The sequence below is a fragment of the Enterobacter sp. DSM 30060 genome (assembly GCF_013375955.1).
In the GTDB taxonomy this organism is placed as follows: domain Bacteria; phylum Pseudomonadota; class Gammaproteobacteria; order Enterobacterales; family Enterobacteriaceae; genus Enterobacter; species Enterobacter intestinihominis.
The window spans coordinates 3,336,362-3,353,624 of sequence record NZ_CP056118.1; the positions used below are offsets into that span (position 1 = coordinate 3,336,362).

Genomic DNA, 17,263 nt, shown 5'->3' on the forward strand with positions numbered 1-17,263 from the left:
TAGTCTACAGGCGCTGTTTAAACTGGTAGTAGCGACCCTGTTTTGCCAGCAGCTCTGCGTGATTACCTTGCTCAATTATGTGTCCGTTGTCCATCACAATTATTCGATCGAAATTCACCAGCCCGCGCAGGCGGTGAGTGACCATCAGCACGGTTTTGCCTTTCATCACCTTTGTCAGTAAATCAAGAATTTGACTCTCGGTTGTCGCATCCAGACCTTCTGTCGGTTCATCCAGCAACATCAGCGGCGCATCGTGCAGCAAGGCGCGCGCGATGGCCAGACGACGCAGTTCGCCGCCGGAAAGCTGTCGGCCCCCTTCACCCAGCCAGCTGTTCAACCCGTCGTCCTCAAGCAGCTTGTGCAGCCCAACCTGTTCCAGCATCGCCCGCAGCGTATCGTCAGAGGCGTCCGGTGCCGCCAGAAGAAGATTATCGCGCAGCGTAGCGCTGAACAGGTGCACACGCTGGGGCACGACGCTGACCGTTTTACGCAAGGCCGCTTCGCTAAAATCAGACAGCGGAAGGTCGTTAAACCGAATCTCGCCCTGCTGCGGGTCCCAGGCGCGCGTGAGGAGTTGCAGAAGCGTCGATTTGCCACATCCCGTACGGCCAAGGATCGCAATGCGCTGCCCGGCATCAACAGAAAGGCTGATGTCTTCCAGCGCGTTTTGCGCCTGCTTGTCGTAGGCGAAGGTAACGTTGCTGAGCGTCAGCGCGACCTGCTCCGGCACAGCGGTTTGACCCGCGCTGAACTTCACTTCCGGCTCCTGCTCTGCAATATCCGTAATGCGCAGCGCAGAGGCAATCACCTGGCCGAGATGCTGAAAGGCGCCGGTGACCGGGGCTAAGGCTTCGAAGGCTGCCAGGGCACAGAAAACAAACAGCGCAATCAGCGGGCCAGGCTGCGGGTTACCGCCCACGCCACCGGAGGCCATCCAGAGCATGGCGATAACGGCAAACCCACCGATTAACATCATCAGCGCCTGAGAAAACGCGGTCAGTTCAGACTGGCGACGCTGGGCTTCATGCCAGTTCAGTTCCGTATTTTCCATACGGGTGCGGTAGCGCTTGCTGGCACCAAAAATGGTGAGCTCGGCCTGACCCTGCAACCAGGAGGTGAGCTGCTGGCGGTATTCCCCGCGCAGACGCGTCAGGTTTTCCCCGGTGGTTTTACCTGCACGATAAAACAGGGGCGGCAGAATAATCAGCGTCATCAGCATGATGCCGCCGAGCGTCAGTGCGATGGGAACATCCAGGAAACTCAACCCCAGCGTGACCACGACAATCACCACAAACGCGCCCACCATGGGCGAGATGACGCGCAGATAGAGGTGATCCAGCGTATCCACATCCGCAACTACGCGGTTGAGTAATTCGCCCTGCCGAAAACGTGCCAGCCCGGCAGGGGAGAGGGGCAGCAATTTGCTGAACGTATAAATACGCAGGTGTTGCAGCACGCGGAAGGTCGCGTCGTGGCTGACCAGGCGTTCGAAGTAGCGCCCGGCAGTTCGCGTAATCGCCGTGCCGCGCACCCCGGCGGCAGGCAGCATGTAGTTAAAGCTGTATAGCCCGGCAAAGCCTGCGGCCGCAGACGCGGAGAGGAACCAGCCAGAAAGCGTAAGCAGGCCGATGCTGGCGAGCAGAGTGATAATCGCCAGTACGATCCCGAGCGTCAGCATCCATTTGTGGCGTTTATACAAAGCAAGATAGGGAAGCAGGGCGCGCATCAGATATCCTCCTGACGGTTCGCCAGCAGGGTCGCAAAGGGCCCCTGCGCGGCAACAAGCGCGGCGTAATCGCCTTGCTCAACAATGTGTCCGTTTTCCATCACCCAGATCTGATCCCAGTCGGCAATACCTTCCAGCTGGTGGGTCACCATCAGGGTAGTTTGCTGGCGTGAGGCTGCGTTAAGCGCATCCATCACGCGCTGCTCGCTGTGAGCGTCCAGGCTGGCGGCGGGTTCGTCCAGCAGCATTAACGAACAGGGGTTCAGCAGCGCACGGGCAACCGCGACGCGCTGTGCCTGGCCCACTGACAGCCCGGCAGACTGATCGCCAATGAGGGTATCGACACCCTGCGCAAGCAGCGGCAAAAACTCGCTGACCCAGGCGCGGTCGAGGACCGATTGCAGCTCATCGTCACGCGCATCCGGCCTTGCCAGCAGCACATTCTCGCGCAGCGTCGGGGCAGGCAGCTGAGGGTTTTGACCCACCCAGCTTAGCTGTTTACGCCAGGCATCAGGATCGAGCTCGCGTAGCTCCGTTTTGTTGATACGCAGCGATCCGGTGTACGCCATAAAACCTGACAGCGCATTCAACAATGAGCTTTTACCTGAGCCGCTGGTACCCACCAGCACCACACGTTGCCCGGCAGGCAGGGTAAAGTTCAGCGGGCCGGCCAGCACTTTGCCTTCAGGCGACAGAACAGAAAAATCCTGTGCTTCAATGGTCACCGGATCGTTCGTATTCAGCGTCACCTCACCACGCTCCGGATGTGCCAGCGGCGTTTCCATAAAGGTTTTCAGGCTGTCGGCAGCACCCACCGCCTGCGCTTTGGCATGGTAAAAGGTGCCGAGATCGCGAAGCGGCTGGAAAAATTCCGGGGCCAGGATCAGCGCCAGGAACCCGGCGGAAAGCGTGACCGCCGTACCGTAGTGGCCAAAGTCCAGCGCGCCGAGGTAGGAGAAGCCAAAGTAAACCGCCACCAGCGCGATCGACAGGGAGGTAAAGAACTCGAGCACGCCGGAAGAAAGGAAGGCCATGCGCAACACTTCCATGGTGCGCTGACGAAAATCCTGCGACGCCAGGCGAATATTTTCGGTTTCCGCTTCACCACGACCAAAGATCCGCAGGGTTTCCATTCCGCGCAGACGGTCCAGGAAATGACCGCTCAACCGACCCAGCGCAAGGAAGTTGCGACGGTTGGCATCTGCCGCGCCCATGCCGACCATCGCCATAAACAGCGGGATGAGCGGGGCGGTTCCCATCAGGATCAGAGCCGCTACCCAGTTAACAGGGAAGATGGCGATAACAATCATCAGAGGCACAAACACTGCCAGCGCCATCTGTGGAAGATAACGCGCATAGTAATCGTGCATATCGTCGATTTGCTCAAGGATCAGCGTCGCCCAGCTACCGGCCGGTTTGCCCTGGATCCACGCAGGCCCGGCTTCCGAAAGCCGGTCGAGCACTTTGCGGCGGATCTCATAGCGGATGTGCTGGCCGGCATGGAACCCAACCCGTTCGCGCAGCCAGACCACCCACGCACGCAGGACGAAAACCAGCACCAGAACGATAAACGGCAGCAGCAGCGCTTCGCGCGGGATGCTCTCCATGATCATATGATTGAGAATGCGGGCCAGCAGCCATGCCTGGGCAACAATCAACAGACCGCTGATAAATCCCAGAACGCGGGAAATCATAAGCCAGCGGCGGGACAGAACGCTTTGCTGTTTCAGCCAGCGCGTTAACTCTTGTTGACGGGTTTTTTCCATTGCGTACTTTGCAGGTGACGTTATAAGAAATTAGACATCTGCATGTTACACGTGAGCAAAAATAAAGGCGACCAGTGGCCGCCTTTATTTACGTTTGTTACTGACTTGTAAAGATTATTTACCTTGTTCTGCCAGTCCGTCCAGATAGCGTTCTGCGTCCAGCGCGGCCATACAGCCGGTGCCCGCAGAGGTGATCGCCTGACGATAAATATGGTCCATCACGTCGCCAGCCGCGAAGACGCCTGGGATGCTGGTCTGCGTGGCATTGCCGTGAATGCCAGACTGCACTTTGATGTAGCCGTTCTCCAGCTCAAGTTGGCCTTCGAAAATGGCCGTGTTCGGGCTGTGACCGATTGCCACAAACAGGCCTGCCACCTCCAGCGTTTCGACGGTGTCGGTGTTCTGCGTATCACGAATTCGCAGACCCGCCACACCCATCTGATCGCCGGTCACTTCTTCCAGCGTACGGTTGGTATGCAGCACAATGTTGCCGCTCGCCACTTTATCCATCAGGCGTTTGATCAGGATCTTCTCGGCGCGGAAGGTGTCGCGACGGTGGATCAGGTGTACTTCTGAGGCGATGTTCGCCAGATACAACGCTTCTTCCACAGCGGTGTTGCCGCCGCCGATCACCGCAACTTTCTGGTTGCGATAGAAGAAACCGTCGCAGGTCGCGCAGGCTGATACGCCGCGCCCTTTGAATGCTTCTTCAGACGGCAGACCGAGATAACGGGCAGAGGCACCGGTAGCGATGATCAGCGCATCGCAGGTGTATTCACCGCTGTCGCCGGTCAGACGGAACGGACGGTTCTGCAAATCCACTTTATTAATGTGGTCGAACAGGATTTCGGTTTCGAATTTAGCAGCATGCTCGTGCATGCGCTCCATCAGCAGCGGCCCGGTCAGGTCGTTCGGGTCGCCCGGCCAGTTTTCCACTTCCGTGGTGGTGGTCAGCTGACCGCCTTTTTCCATCCCGGTAATCAGTACCGGTTGCAGGTTAGCGCGTGCAGCATAGACCGCTGCGGTATATCCCGCAGGTCCAGAACCAAGGATTAGCAGCTTACTGTGTTTGGTCGTGCCCATGAGATCCCCATTGTTGTTGGCAGGCAATGGGCTGGATTGTAGGGAATTTGTTGCCGTAAAAAAAGAGCACGACAGTTTTGCTTCCGATATATGCAATAGTCACGCCCTATGGATCAGACACGGTCATATCACGTCTGCTACTGAAAATCGCGCGTTTATAAGGCAATAAAATGATGATTAATACCCCCCCGTAATGAATATCCGGCATCTTGTACTAAAAATCGATGTTTTGCTTTGACAATCCCCTGCGCTTTTGCGAAAACATTCAAGGAAGAAAAAAAGACGCATGAACTGCATGCCGAATAGACATGCACGTAAATGCCATTTTTACCGGGTCAGTGAAATCTACGCATGGTGTGGACAGACGCCATACGTGATGTCTGTGACTGCTTTCGGGCAACGGTCTTCTTACCGCAGACCCCGAATCCACATCGCGTCTAATACATAACCAGGCGATGTGATGAATAACGGGTGCAGGCTCTGAACAGTGATGTGCACAGGGTCCAGGCAGGAGTAGGGAAGGAATACAGAGAGACAATAATAATGGTAGATAGCAAGAAGCGCCCTGGCAAAGATCTCGACCGTATCGATCGTAACATTCTTAATGAATTGCAAAAGGATGGGCGTATTTCCAACGTCGAGCTTTCAAAACGTGTGGGACTTTCCCCGACGCCGTGCCTTGAGCGTGTGCGTCGACTGGAAAGACAGGGTTTTATCCAGGGCTATACGGCTCTGCTAAACCCGCATTATCTGGATGCCTCACTTCTGGTATTTGTTGAGATTACTCTGAATCGTGGTGCGCCGGATGTGTTTGAGCAATTTAACGCCGCTGTACAAAAACTTGAAGAAATTCAAGAGTGTCATCTGGTTTCCGGTGATTTTGACTACCTGTTAAAAACCCGTGTGCCCGATATGTCCGCCTACCGTAAGCTGCTGGGTGAAACCCTGCTGCGTCTGCCAGGCGTGAACGACACCCGTACTTATGTGGTGATGGAAGAGGTCAAACAGAGCAATCGTCTGGTTATTAAGACGCGCTAACACGGAACAGGTGCAAAATCAGTGTAGTTTGATTACACTCCTGTTAATCCATACAGCAACAGTGCCGGGGATACCCGGCGCTGTTGTCCGTTTTAGCACACAGGCAGGACATGCCTGATACCTGGAGAGCCTTTCTTGAGCCAGGAATACACTGAAGACAAAGAAGTCACATTATCTAAGCTAAGCAGCGGACGTCGTCTCCTCGAGGCGTTACTGATTGTTATTGCCCTTTTTGCCGTCTGGCTGATGGCCGCCTTACTCAGTTTCAACCCCTCAGATCCCAGCTGGTCGCAAACCGCATGGCATGAGCCTATTCATAACTTAGGTGGCGTTCCCGGTGCCTGGCTTGCGGACACGCTCTTTTTCATTTTCGGAGTGATGGCTTATACCCTTCCCGTCATCATTATTGGCGGATGCTGGTTTGCCTGGCGTCATCGACAGAACGACGACTACATCGATTATTTTGCCGTTTCGCTGCGCCTGATTGGCGCCCTGGCGCTGATCCTCACCTCCTGTGGGCTGGCGGCGATCAACGCTGATGATATCTGGTACTTCGCCTCCGGCGGGGTGATCGGCAGCCTGTTGAGCTCCGCGCTGCAACCAATGCTTCATAGCAGCGGCGGCACGCTGGCGCTGCTCTGTATCTGGGCGGCGGGCCTGACGCTGTTTACCGGCTGGTCCTGGGTGAGCATTGCTGAGAAGATCGGCAGCTTTATTCTGACGCTGCTGACGTTCGCCAGCAACCGTACCCGTCGTGACGATACGTGGGTCGATGAAGACGAGTATGAAGATGAGTACGAAGAGGAAGACGAGGCGCCTGTACAGCGGCGTGAATCTCGCCGCGCGCGTATTCTGCGCGGTGCTCTGGCGCGCCGCCAGCGCGTCGCTGAAAAATTTGCTAACCCGTTAGGCCGTAAAACGGATGCCGCGCTGTTCTCCGGCAAACGTATGGATGAAGACGAGCAGATTGAGTATCGCGGTGCGGCCGTCGACCCTGATGACGTACTGTTCTCTGGCCATCGAGCCACGCCGGGAGAGTATGACGAATACGATCCGCTGCTGAATGGCCACTCCGTGACTGAACCGGTAGCCGCTGCTGCTGCCGCAACGACGGCTGCTCAGGCCCATGTTGCGCCTGTTGAAGCCGTGATGCCGTCCTCGCCTGTTCCGGCACCGGAGTCCGCGATCCAGCAACCGCAGGTAGACTGGCAGACTGCGCCAGGCGTCCATACGCCTGAACCGACCATTGCACCTGAGCCTGAAAGTTATATTCCTGTGCAGCAGGAACAGTGGCAGCAAACGTATCAGCCGCCTGAGCCTGCCAGCGTGCCGCAACAACCGTATCAGGCTTATACGCCCGAACCCGCTGTACCTGAACAGCCATACGTTGCACCGGTGTCTGAACCCGAAGTGGTGGAGGAAGCGAAGCCATCCCGTCCGCCATTATACTATTTTGAAGAAGTGGAAGAGCGCCGCGCCCGTGAGCGCGAGCAGCTTGCCGCCTGGTATCAGCCCGTGCCCGAGCCGGTACAGGAGCCCATTGCAAAAGCGCCTACTGTAAGCGTTCCATCTGTAGAACCTACGTCAGCCGTCGCGTCGGGTGCTGAAGCCGTGAAGCAGGCAACGGCAGCCGCTGCCGCGTCCGCTCCGCTATTCAGCCCGGCAGCCGACAGCGCCCCGCGTCCTCAGGTGAAAGAGGGCATTGGTCCACAGCTGCCGCGCCCTAACCGCGTGCGCGTACCGACTCGCCGGGAGCTGGCCTCTTATGGCATTAAACTGCCTTCCCAGCGTATGGCGGAAGAAAAAGCCCGTGAGTCCGACTACGAAGATGATGCCGACGAACTGCATCAGGATGAGCTGGCGCGTCAGTTTGCTGCCCAGCAGAATCAGCGTTACGGCGAAGAGTATCAGCATGACGTGCCTTCACAGCATCACGTGCCTTCACAGCAGGACGACGATGATGCGGCCGAAGCGGAGCTGGCGCGCCAGTTTGCAGCAACGCAGCAGCAGCGTTATTCCGGTGAGCAACCTTCGGGGGCAAACCCGTTCTCGCTGTCGGATTTCGAATTCTCACCAATGAAAGATCTGGTGGATGATGGCCCAAGCGAACCGCTGTTCACGCCGAGCGTAATGCCGGAAGCGGAGCCGGTGCGTCAGCCGCCTGCACCACAGGCTTATGTGCAGCCGCAACAGCCGGCGCCGCAGGCGTATGCGCAGCCGCAGACACCTTCTCAACCGCCTCAGCCACAGTTCCAGCAGCCAGCACCACAGCCGCAGGAGAGCCTGATTCACCCGCTGCTGATGCGTAACGGAGACAGCCGACCGCTGCAACGGCCAAGCACGCCGCTGCCGTCGCTGGATCTGTTAACGCCGCCGCCAGCGGAAGTCGAGCCGGTGGATACCTTTGCCCTTGAGCAGATGGCCCGTCTGGTGGAAGCGCGTCTGGCTGACTTCCGCATTAAAGCGGACGTGGTGAACTACTCACCGGGCCCGGTGATCACCCGTTTCGAACTGAACCTGGCACCGGGCGTAAAAGCGGCGCGTATTTCTAACCTCTCCCGCGACCTGGCGCGTTCTCTGTCCACCGTGGCGGTACGCGTGGTGGAAGTGATCCCAGGCAAGCCTTACGTTGGCCTTGAGCTGCCAAACAAGAAACGTCAGACCGTTTATCTGCGTGAAGTTCTGGATAACACCAAATTCCGCGACAACCCGTCCCCGCTGACCGTGGTGTTGGGTAAAGATATCGCCGGCGATCCGGTGGTTGCCGATCTCGCGAAGATGCCGCACCTGCTGGTTGCGGGTACTACCGGCTCCGGTAAATCGGTCGGGGTGAACGCCATGATCCTCAGTATGCTCTACAAAGCGCAGCCTGAAGACGTGCGTTTCATCATGATCGACCCAAAAATGCTCGAACTGTCCGTCTACGAAGGCATTCCGCATCTGTTAACGGAAGTGGTTACCGACATGAAGGACGCCGCCAACGCATTACGCTGGAGCGTCAATGAAATGGAGCGTCGCTACAAGCTGATGTCGGCGCTGGGCGTGCGTAACCTGGCCGGTTATAACGAGAAAATCGCCGAGGCGGCGCGTATGGGCCGTCCGATTCCGGACCCATACTGGAAGCCGGGTGACAGCATGGATGCCCAGCATCCGGTGCTGGAAAAACTGCCTTACATCGTGGTGCTGGTGGATGAATTTGCCGACCTGATGATGACCGTTGGCAAGAAAGTGGAAGAGCTGATTGCGCGTCTGGCACAGAAAGCGCGTGCGGCGGGCATCCACCTGGTACTGGCAACGCAGCGTCCGTCCGTGGATGTAATCACCGGTCTTATTAAGGCAAACATCCCGACCCGTATCGCGTTTACCGTGTCGAGTAAAATTGACTCCCGTACTATCCTTGACCAGGGCGGAGCAGAGTCGCTGCTGGGGATGGGTGATATGCTCTATTCCGGGCCGAACTCCACCTCGCCGGTGCGTGTTCACGGTGCGTTTGTTCGCGACCAGGAAGTGCACGCGGTTGTGCAAGACTGGAAAGCGCGCGGGCGACCGCAATATGTTGACGGCATCACCTCTGACAGCGAAAACGAAGGTGGCGGCGGTGGTTTTGACGGCGGCGAAGAGCTGGATCCGTTATTCGACCAGGCGGTTAATTTCGTCACCGAAAAACGCAAAGCGTCCATCTCCGGCGTGCAGCGCCAGTTCCGTATCGGTTACAACCGCGCGGCGCGTATCATTGAGCAGATGGAAGCCCAGGGCATCGTGAGCGAACAGGGGCACAACGGTAACCGTGAGGTGCTGGCGCCACCGCCTTTTGAGTAATCTTCAGCGATTGCAAAGAAGGGTAAATCAGCAAAAATTAAGCATATTCTTCTGTCGCCTGCCTTCGGGCAGGTACAGAATAGAAACGGAACCCCCATATCGGGAAGACGTATTTTAAGGAATAACAATGAAAAAAATCGCCATCGCCTGTGCATTACTCTCCAGTTTTGTTGCCAGCAGCGTCTGGGCTGATGCAGCCAGCGACCTTAAAAGCCGACTGGATAAAGTGAGCAGTTTCCACGCCAGCTTCACGCAAAAAGTGACTGACGGCAGCGGCAACGCGGTGCAGGAAGGCCAGGGAGATTTGTGGGTAAAACGCCCAAATCTGTTCAACTGGCACATGACCCAGCCGGATGAAAGCGTTCTGGTGTCTGACGGTAAAACCCTGTGGTTCTACAATCCGTTTGTTGAGCAGGCGACCGCCACCTGGCTCAAAGACGCGACCAGCAATACGCCGTTTATGCTCATTGCCCGTAACCAGTCCAGCGACTGGCAGCAGTACAACATCAAACAAAACGGTGATGAGTTCGTCCTGACGCCAAAAGGCAGCAACGGTAATCTGAAGCAGTTCACCATTAACGTGAGCAGCAACGGTACCATCAATCAGTTCGGCGCGGTTGAGCAGGACGATCAGCGCAGCAGCTATCAGTTGAAGTCTCAGCAAAACGGCGCCATTGATGCATCGAAATTCACCTTTACCCCGCCGCAGGGCGTAACGGTGGACGACCAACGCAATAAGTAAGAGGCATGAGTGAGCAACCTGTCGCTCGATTTTTCAGATAATGCGTTTCAACCTCTGGCCGCCCGTATGCGGCCAGAAAATTTAGCGCAGTACATCGGTCAGCAACATCTGCTGGCTGCGGGGAAACCCTTGCCGCGCGCTATTGAGGCGGGACATCTGCACTCCATGATCCTCTGGGGGCCACCCGGCACCGGAAAAACCACGCTCGCTGAAGTGATTGCCCGCTATGCCAACGCGGACGTTGAGCGCATCTCGGCGGTCACGTCGGGGGTGAAAGAGATCCGCGAGGCGATCGAGCGGGCGCGACAAAACCGCAATGCCGGACGTCGCACCATTCTGTTTGTCGACGAAGTTCACCGCTTCAACAAGAGCCAGCAGGACGCCTTTCTGCCGCACATTGAAGACGGTACGATTTTCTTTATCGGCGCCACCACGGAAAACCCGTCGTTTGAACTGAACTCTGCGCTGCTCTCCCGGGCGCGCGTGTATCTGCTTAAATCGCTGACCACGGAAGATATCGAAAAAGTTCTGACGCAGGCGATGGAGGACAACGCGCGTGGTTACGGCGGACAGGATATCGTTCTGCCGGACGAGACGCGTCTTGCTATCGCCGAACTGGTTAACGGTGATGCCCGTCGTGCGTTGAACACGCTCGAAATGATGGCCGATATGGCCGAAGTGGACGATGCGGGCAAGCGCGTATTAAAGCCTGAACTGCTCACCGAAATTGCCGGTGAGCGCAGCGCGCGCTTCGATAATAAAGGCGATCGTTTTTACGACCTCATCTCTGCTTTACATAAGTCCGTGCGCGGCAGCGCTCCGGATGCGGCGCTCTACTGGTATGCGCGTATCATCACCGCCGGTGGCGATCCGTTATATGTCGCGCGTCGCTGCCTGGCGATTGCGTCAGAAGATGTCGGTAATGCCGATCCACGCGCCATGCAGGTCGCTATTTCCGCCTGGGACTGCTTTACCCGCGTCGGGCCTGCGGAGGGCGAGCGTGCCATTGCGCAGGCGATTGTGTATCTGGCTTGCGCACCGAAAAGTAACGCGGTGTATACCGCCTTCAAAGCGGCGATGTCGGATGCACGTGAACGTCCGGACTACGATGTGCCGGTTCATCTGCGCAATGCGCCAACCAAATTGATGAAAGAGATGGGTTACGGGCAGGAGTATCGCTACGCCCATGACGAACCCAACGCCTACGCCGCCGGCGAGGAGTATTTCCCGCAGGAGATGGCACAAACCCGCTATTATCACCCCACAAACAGAGGTCTTGAGGGTAAGATTGGCGAAAAGCTCGCCTGGCTTGCCGGACAGGATCAAAATAGCCCTATAAAACGCTACCGTTAGTTCAATCGTTGCGGTAATGTTGGCAATATATCTCTGTGGCCGCAGGCTGTGGTCACTTTTTCCTCTTTTAATTCGATAAGCACAGGATAAGCATGCTCGATCCCAATCTGCTGCGTAATGAGCCAGACGCAGTCGCTGAAAAACTGGCACGCCGGGGCTTTAAGCTGGATGTAGATAAGCTGCGCGCTCTTGAAGAGCGTCGTAAAGTTTTGCAGGTACAAACAGAAAATCTGCAGGCAGAGCGTAATTCTCGATCGAAATCCATTGGCCAGGCGAAAGCGCGCGGGGAAGATATTGAGCCATTACGCCTGGAAGTGAACAAACTGGGTGAAGAGCTGGATCAGGCGAAAGCTGAACTGGACGTTCTTCAGGCTGAAATTCGTGATATCGCTCTGGCGATCCCGAACATTCCTGACGACAGCGTCCCTGTCGGCAAAGACGAAAACGACAACGTTGAAGTGAAACGCTGGGGTACGCCTCGCGAGTTTGACTTCGAGGTGCGCGATCACGTGACGCTGGGCGAAATGCACGCGGGCCTGGACTTTGCGGCTGCGGTTAAGCTGACCGGTTCTCGCTTCGTGGTAATGAAAGGTCAGATTGCTCACCTGCACCGCGCGCTGGCACAGTTTATGCTGGATCTGCACACCGAGCAGCATGGCTACAGCGAAACCTACGTTCCGTATCTGGTTAACCACGATACGCTGTACGGTACAGGCCAGCTGCCGAAATTTGCCGGCGATCTGTTCCATACCCGTCCGCTGGACGAAGAAGCTGACAGCAGCAACTACGCGCTGATCCCAACCGCGGAAGTGCCGCTGACCAACCTCGTGCGTGATGAGATCATCGACGAAGACGATCTGCCAATCAAACTGACTGCGCACTCTCCATGTTTCCGTTCTGAAGCCGGTTCTTACGGTCGTGATACGCGCGGTCTGATCCGTATGCACCAGTTCGATAAAGTTGAGATGGTGCAGATCGTTCGTCCGGAAGAGTCTATGGACGCGCTGGAAGAGATGACAGGTCACGCAGAGAAAGTGCTGGAGCTGCTGGGGCTGCCATACCGCCGTATGGCGCTGTGCACCGGTGACATGGGCTTCGGCGCCTGCAAAACCTTCGACCTCGAAGTCTGGGTGCCTGCGCAAAACACCTACCGTGAAATCTCCTCTTGCTCTAACGTCTGGGATTTCCAGGCGCGTCGTATGCAGGCGCGTTGCCGCAGCAAGTCCGACAAGAAGACCCGTCTGGTTCATACCCTGAACGGTTCTGGTCTGGCGGTTGGCCGTACGCTGGTTGCCGTGCTGGAGAACTACCAGCAGGCAGATGGTCGTATTGAGATCCCTGAGGTGCTGCGTCCTTACATGAAAGGCCAGCAGTTTATCGGCTAATATTTTGCTGCAAAACAAAAAAGCGCCTCAGGGCGCTTTTTTTATATCTTTGATTTGATACGACGCAATATTCCCTCCCTCTAAAGTAGTAATACTCCTCCGAACGAAAGTTAGCATAAAACACCTGTAACGAAGGAATTCGTTATATATAAAACTACATAGCGGTATGCGCCGCCTCTCTTTTCTTTGTGAGCAACCAAAGTGAGTCTTTATGAAAATCAAAGCGCCTGAAGCGTTAATGGCTGCCGAGGTCACTCGCCGTGGGTTGATGAAAACCACGGCAATAGGTGGTCTGGCGGTTGCCAGCAGCGCCTTTACGCTTCCTTTTACCCGTCTGGCGTCGGCGGCGGATGCTCTGTCTCCCGCTTCAGCCCCGGAAAAAGTGGTGTGGAGTGCCTGTACCGTTAACTGTGGTAGCCGTTGTCCCCTGCGTATGCATGTTGTGGACGGTGAAATCAAATACGTTGAAACCGACAATACCGGCGATGATAACTACGAAGGGTTACACCAGGTTCGTGCCTGTCTGCGTGGCCGCTCAATGCGCCGTCGCGTTTATAACCCGGATCGTCTGAAATATCCGATGAAGCGTGTCGGTAAGCGTGGGGAAGGGAAGTTCGAGCGCATTAGCTGGGACGAGGCCTACGATATTATCGCGTCCAACATGCAGCGCCTGATCAAAGAGTACGGCAACGAATCCATCTACCTGAACTATGGCACCGGGACGCTGGGTGGCACCATGACCCGCTCCTGGCCGCCGGGTAAAACGCTGGTAGCGCGCCTGATGAACTGCTGCGGCGGCTATCTCAACCATTATGGCGACTACTCTTCCGCACAGATTGCTGCGGGCCTGAACTACACCTATGGCGGCTGGGCAGACGGTAACAGCCCGTCGGATATAGAAAACAGCAAGCTGGTGGTATTGTTCGGCAACAACCCGGGCGAAACGCGTATGAGCGGCGGTGGGGTAACCTATTATCTTGAGCAGGCGCGCGCCAAATCCAACGCACGTATGATCATCGTCGATCCGCGCTACACCGATACCGGCGCGGGGCGAGAAGACGAGTGGATCCCTATCCGCCCTGGTACCGATGCGGCGCTGGTCAATGCGCTTGCGTATGTGATGATCACTGAAAACCTCGTCGATCAGCCGTTCCTTGATAAATACTGCGTCGGCTATGACGAGAAGACGCTGCCAGCCAGCGCACCGGCTAACGGGCATTACAAAGCGTATATACTTGGTCAGGGCAGCGACGGGGTAGCGAAAACCCCTGAGTGGGCATCCACCATCACCGGCATTCCAGTCGAACGTATTGTTCAGCTGGCCCGTGAAATTGGTTCAACAAAACCGGCTTATATCAGCCAGGGCTGGGGACCGCAGCGTCACGCGAACGGCGAAATTGCCACCCGCGCTATTTCTATGCTCTCGATTCTGACTGGCAACGTCGGCATTCACGGCGGTAATAGCGGGGCGCGTGAAGGCTCGTATGAAGTACCGTTTGAACGTATGCCAACGCTGGATAACCCGGTTCAGACCAGCATCTCCATGTTTATGTGGACGGACGCGATCGAGCGCGGCCCGGAAATGACCGCGCTACGCGACGGTGTTCGGGGCAAAGATAAGCTGGATGTGCCGATCAAAATGATCTGGAACTATGCCGGTAACTGCCTGATCAACCAGCACTCAGAGATCAACCGCACCCATGAAATTTTGCAGGACGACAAGAAGTGCGAAATGATTGTGGTGATCGACTGCCACATGACCTCATCGGCGAAGTATGCCGATATTCTGCTCCCAGACTGCACCGCCTCTGAGCAGATGGATTTCGCGCTGGACGCCTCCTGCGGCAACATGTCCTATGTGATCTTCACAGACCAGGCCATCAAACCGCGCTTCGAGTGCAAAACTATCTATGAGATGACGTCCGAGCTGGCGAAACGTCTTGGCGTTGAGCAGCAGTTCACAGAGGGGCGTACTCAGGAAGAGTGGATGCGCCATCTGCACGAGCTCTCACGCAAAGCCATTCCAGACCTGCCGGACTTCGATACCTTCCGCAAGCAGGGCATGTACAAGCAGCGCGATCCGGAAGGGCATCACGTGGCGTATAAAGCCTTCCGCGACGATCCGCAGGCCAATCCGCTGACCACGCCGTCGGGCAAAATCGAGATCTACTCCGAAGAGCTGGCAAAAATTGCCGCAACGTGGGAACTGCCGGAAGGGGACGTTATCGATCCGCTGCCGATCTATACGTCTGGCTTCGAAAACTACAACGATCCACTGACGGAGAAATTCCCACTTCAGTTAACCGGTTTCCACTACAAAGCGCGTGTTCACTCCACCTACGGCAACGTTGACGTTCTGAAAGCGGCCTGCCGACAGGAGATGTGGATCAACCCGATGGATGCGAAAGCGCGCGGCATCAGTAATGGCGATCGCGTACGTATCTTCAACGGACGTGGCGAAGTGCATATCGAAGCTAAAGTGACTCCGCGCATGATGCCTGGCGTTGTCGCGCTGGGGGAAGGGGCCTGGTATAACCCGGATGCGAACCGTATCGATCAGGCGGGCTGCATCAACGTTCTCACTACGCAGCGTCCATCGCCGCTGGCGAAGGGCAACCCATCCCACACAAACCTCGTTCAGGTTGAAAAGGCGTAAGGAGTAACCGATGACAACCCAGTATGGATTTTTTATTGATTCCAGCCGCTGCACCGGGTGTAAAACCTGCGAGCTGGCCTGCAAGGATTATAAAGACCTGACCCCGGACGTCAGCTTCCGTCGTATTTATGAATACGCGGGCGGCGACTGGCAGGAGGATAACGGCGTCTGGCATCAGAACGTCTTCGCCTATTACCTGTCGATTGCCTGCAACCACTGCGAAGATCCGGCCTGCACCAAGGTCTGCCCGAGCGGGGCAATGCACAAGCGCGACGACGGTTTTGTGGTGGTGGACGAGGATGTCTGCATTGGCTGTCGCTACTGCCACATGGCCTGCCCGTACGGTGCGCCGCAGTATAACGCGGCTAAAGGCCACATGACCAAGTGCGACGGCTGCCACAGCCGCGTGGCGGACGGCAAAAAGCCCATCTGCGTCGAGTCCTGCCCGCTGCGCGCGCTGGACTTTGGCCCGATTGAAGAGCTGCGTAAAAAACACGGTCAGCTTGCTGCGGTCGCGCCGCTGCCGTCTGCGCACTTCACGAAGCCGAGTATTGTGATTAAACCTAACGCCAACAGCCGTCCGACGGGTGATACCACCGGCTACCTGGCAAACCCGAAGGAGGTGTGAGATGGGAAGTGGATGGCATGAATGGCCGCTTATGATCTTCACGGTCTTTGGGCAGTGCGTGGCAGGCGGGTTTATCGTCCTTGCGCTGGCGCTGTTAAAAGGGAACCTCAATGCTGAACAGCAGCAGCGTTTAGTGTTGAGCATGTTTGGCCTGTGGGTGTTGATGGGGATTGGGTTTATCGCATCTACGCTGCACCTGGGCTCACCGATGCGCGCGTTTAACTCCCTAAACCGCGTAGGTGCCTCTTCGCTGAGTAACGAGATTGCCAGCGGCGCAATCTTCTTTGCAGTTGGCGGGCTGGGGTGGTTACTGGCAGCGCTGAAAAAGCTGCCGTCAGGGTTACGTGCGTTGTGGCTCATCGTCACCATGGTACTGGGCGTTGTCTTCGTCTGGATGATGGTCCGGGTGTACAACACCATCGATACCGTTCCGACCTGGTACAGCGTCTGGACGCCGATGAGCTTCTTCCTGACCATGTTTATTGGCGGGCCGCTGCTGGGTTATCTGCTTCTGCGTGTAGCTGGCATTAATGGTTGGGCGATGCGCCTGCTGCCCGCGGTCTCGCTGCTGGCACTGGTCATCAGTACCGTTGTAGCGCTTATGCAGGGAGCGGAGCTGGCGACGATTCACAGCTCTATCCAACAGGCTTCGGCGCTGGTACCGGATTACGGTTCTCTGATGGCCTGGCGTGTGGTGCTGCTGACGGCGGCGCTGGTGTGCTGGATTGCCCCTCAGCTTAAAGGTTACGCGCCTGCGCTACCGTTGCTGTCACTGGCCTTTGTGCTGGTGCTGGCAGGGGAGTTAATTGGTCGCGGCGTATTTTACGGTCTGCATATGACGGTCGGTATGGCTGTCGCCAGCTAATTTTAGATTTTGTTATAAAAAGCCGGGACATAGTGCCCGGCTTTTCTTTTTTCATTCATGAAATTTTTCGACTGATGTTTCGTTGTAAAAATTCCCGGAAATAAATAAAAACAAATAGATAATTAATATTGGTAGCAGGCTTTGCATTAGCAGGATGAGTTTTTTAAATCGACAAGGCGCATATCGTGCGTGACGCCTGAAT

11 protein-coding genes are annotated in these 17,263 nt (G+C 56.3%); 8 read left to right on the forward strand and 3 right to left on the reverse strand.

The window, feature by feature from the left end:
• Positions 1 to 4: 4 nt before the first annotated feature.
• The 3 genes from cydC to trxB all read right to left on the reverse strand — a co-directional run bounded on the left by cydC (position 5) and on the right by trxB (position 4,575).
• Positions 5 to 1,726, reverse strand: coding sequence for a cysteine/glutathione ABC transporter ATP-binding protein/permease CydC (gene cydC / locus HWQ15_RS15835; protein WP_023299714.1), 1,722 nt, complete (start codon positions 1,724 to 1,726; stop codon positions 5 to 7).
• The gene (cydD, locus tag HWQ15_RS15840; protein ID WP_058676867.1) at positions 1,726 to 3,492 is read right to left on the reverse strand and encodes a cysteine/glutathione ABC transporter permease/ATP-binding protein CydD; all 1,767 of its coding nucleotides are present in this window, start codon (positions 3,490 to 3,492) and stop codon (positions 1,726 to 1,728) included. The genes cydC and cydD overlap by 1 nt, the downstream gene beginning before the upstream one ends.
• 114 nt (positions 3,493 to 3,606) lie before the next feature.
• On the reverse strand, positions 3,607 to 4,575 hold the full coding sequence (gene trxB, locus HWQ15_RS15845; protein ID WP_022647616.1) for a thioredoxin-disulfide reductase: 969 nt from the start codon (positions 4,573 to 4,575) through the stop codon (positions 3,607 to 3,609).
• A 543-nt stretch (positions 4,576 to 5,118) separates the two neighbouring features.
• Between trxB and lrp the strand changes: the two genes are divergently transcribed.
• The 8 genes from lrp to HWQ15_RS15885 all read left to right on the forward strand — a co-directional run bounded on the left by lrp (position 5,119) and on the right by HWQ15_RS15885 (position 17,061).
• On the forward strand, positions 5,119 to 5,613 hold the full coding sequence (gene lrp / locus HWQ15_RS15850; RefSeq protein WP_000228469.1) for a leucine-responsive transcriptional regulator Lrp: 495 nt from the start codon (positions 5,119 to 5,121) through the stop codon (positions 5,611 to 5,613).
• A gap of 135 nt (positions 5,614 to 5,748) precedes the next feature.
• Positions 5,749 to 9,432, forward strand: a complete 3,684-nt coding sequence (locus HWQ15_RS15855; RefSeq protein ID WP_063149043.1) for a DNA translocase FtsK 4TM domain-containing protein — start codon at positions 5,749 to 5,751, stop codon at positions 9,430 to 9,432.
• Positions 9,433 to 9,559: 127 nt separating this feature from the next.
• Positions 9,560 to 10,174 carry an outer membrane lipoprotein chaperone LolA gene (lolA, locus tag HWQ15_RS15860; RefSeq protein WP_022647618.1) on the forward strand — a complete coding sequence of 205 codons (615 nt, stop codon included), beginning with the start codon at positions 9,560 to 9,562 and terminating at the stop codon, positions 10,172 to 10,174.
• A 9-nt stretch (positions 10,175 to 10,183) separates the two neighbouring features.
• Positions 10,184 to 11,527, forward strand: coding sequence for a replication-associated recombination protein RarA (gene rarA / locus HWQ15_RS15865; RefSeq protein ID WP_022647619.1), 1,344 nt, complete (start codon positions 10,184 to 10,186; stop codon positions 11,525 to 11,527).
• Between the two features lie 92 nt (positions 11,528 to 11,619).
• The gene (gene serS, locus HWQ15_RS15870; RefSeq protein ID WP_003858266.1) at positions 11,620 to 12,912 is read left to right on the forward strand and encodes a serine--tRNA ligase; all 1,293 of its coding nucleotides are present in this window, start codon (positions 11,620 to 11,622) and stop codon (positions 12,910 to 12,912) included.
• Positions 12,913 to 13,123: 211 nt separating this feature from the next.
• The gene (gene dmsA, locus HWQ15_RS15875) at positions 13,124 to 15,568 is read left to right on the forward strand and encodes a dimethylsulfoxide reductase subunit A (protein ID WP_063149042.1); all 2,445 of its coding nucleotides are present in this window, start codon (positions 13,124 to 13,126) and stop codon (positions 15,566 to 15,568) included.
• A gap of 10 nt (positions 15,569 to 15,578) precedes the next feature.
• Positions 15,579 to 16,196 (forward strand): DMSO/selenate family reductase complex B subunit, encoded by a 618-nt coding sequence (locus HWQ15_RS15880; RefSeq protein WP_017384545.1) that lies wholly within the window; start codon positions 15,579 to 15,581, stop codon positions 16,194 to 16,196.
• 1 nt (position 16,197) lies between these two features.
• A complete protein-coding gene (locus HWQ15_RS15885) occupies positions 16,198 to 17,061 on the forward strand; it encodes a dimethyl sulfoxide reductase anchor subunit family protein (protein ID WP_023299719.1) in 864 nt (287 codons plus the stop codon).
• Positions 17,062 to 17,263 lie beyond the last annotated feature (202 nt).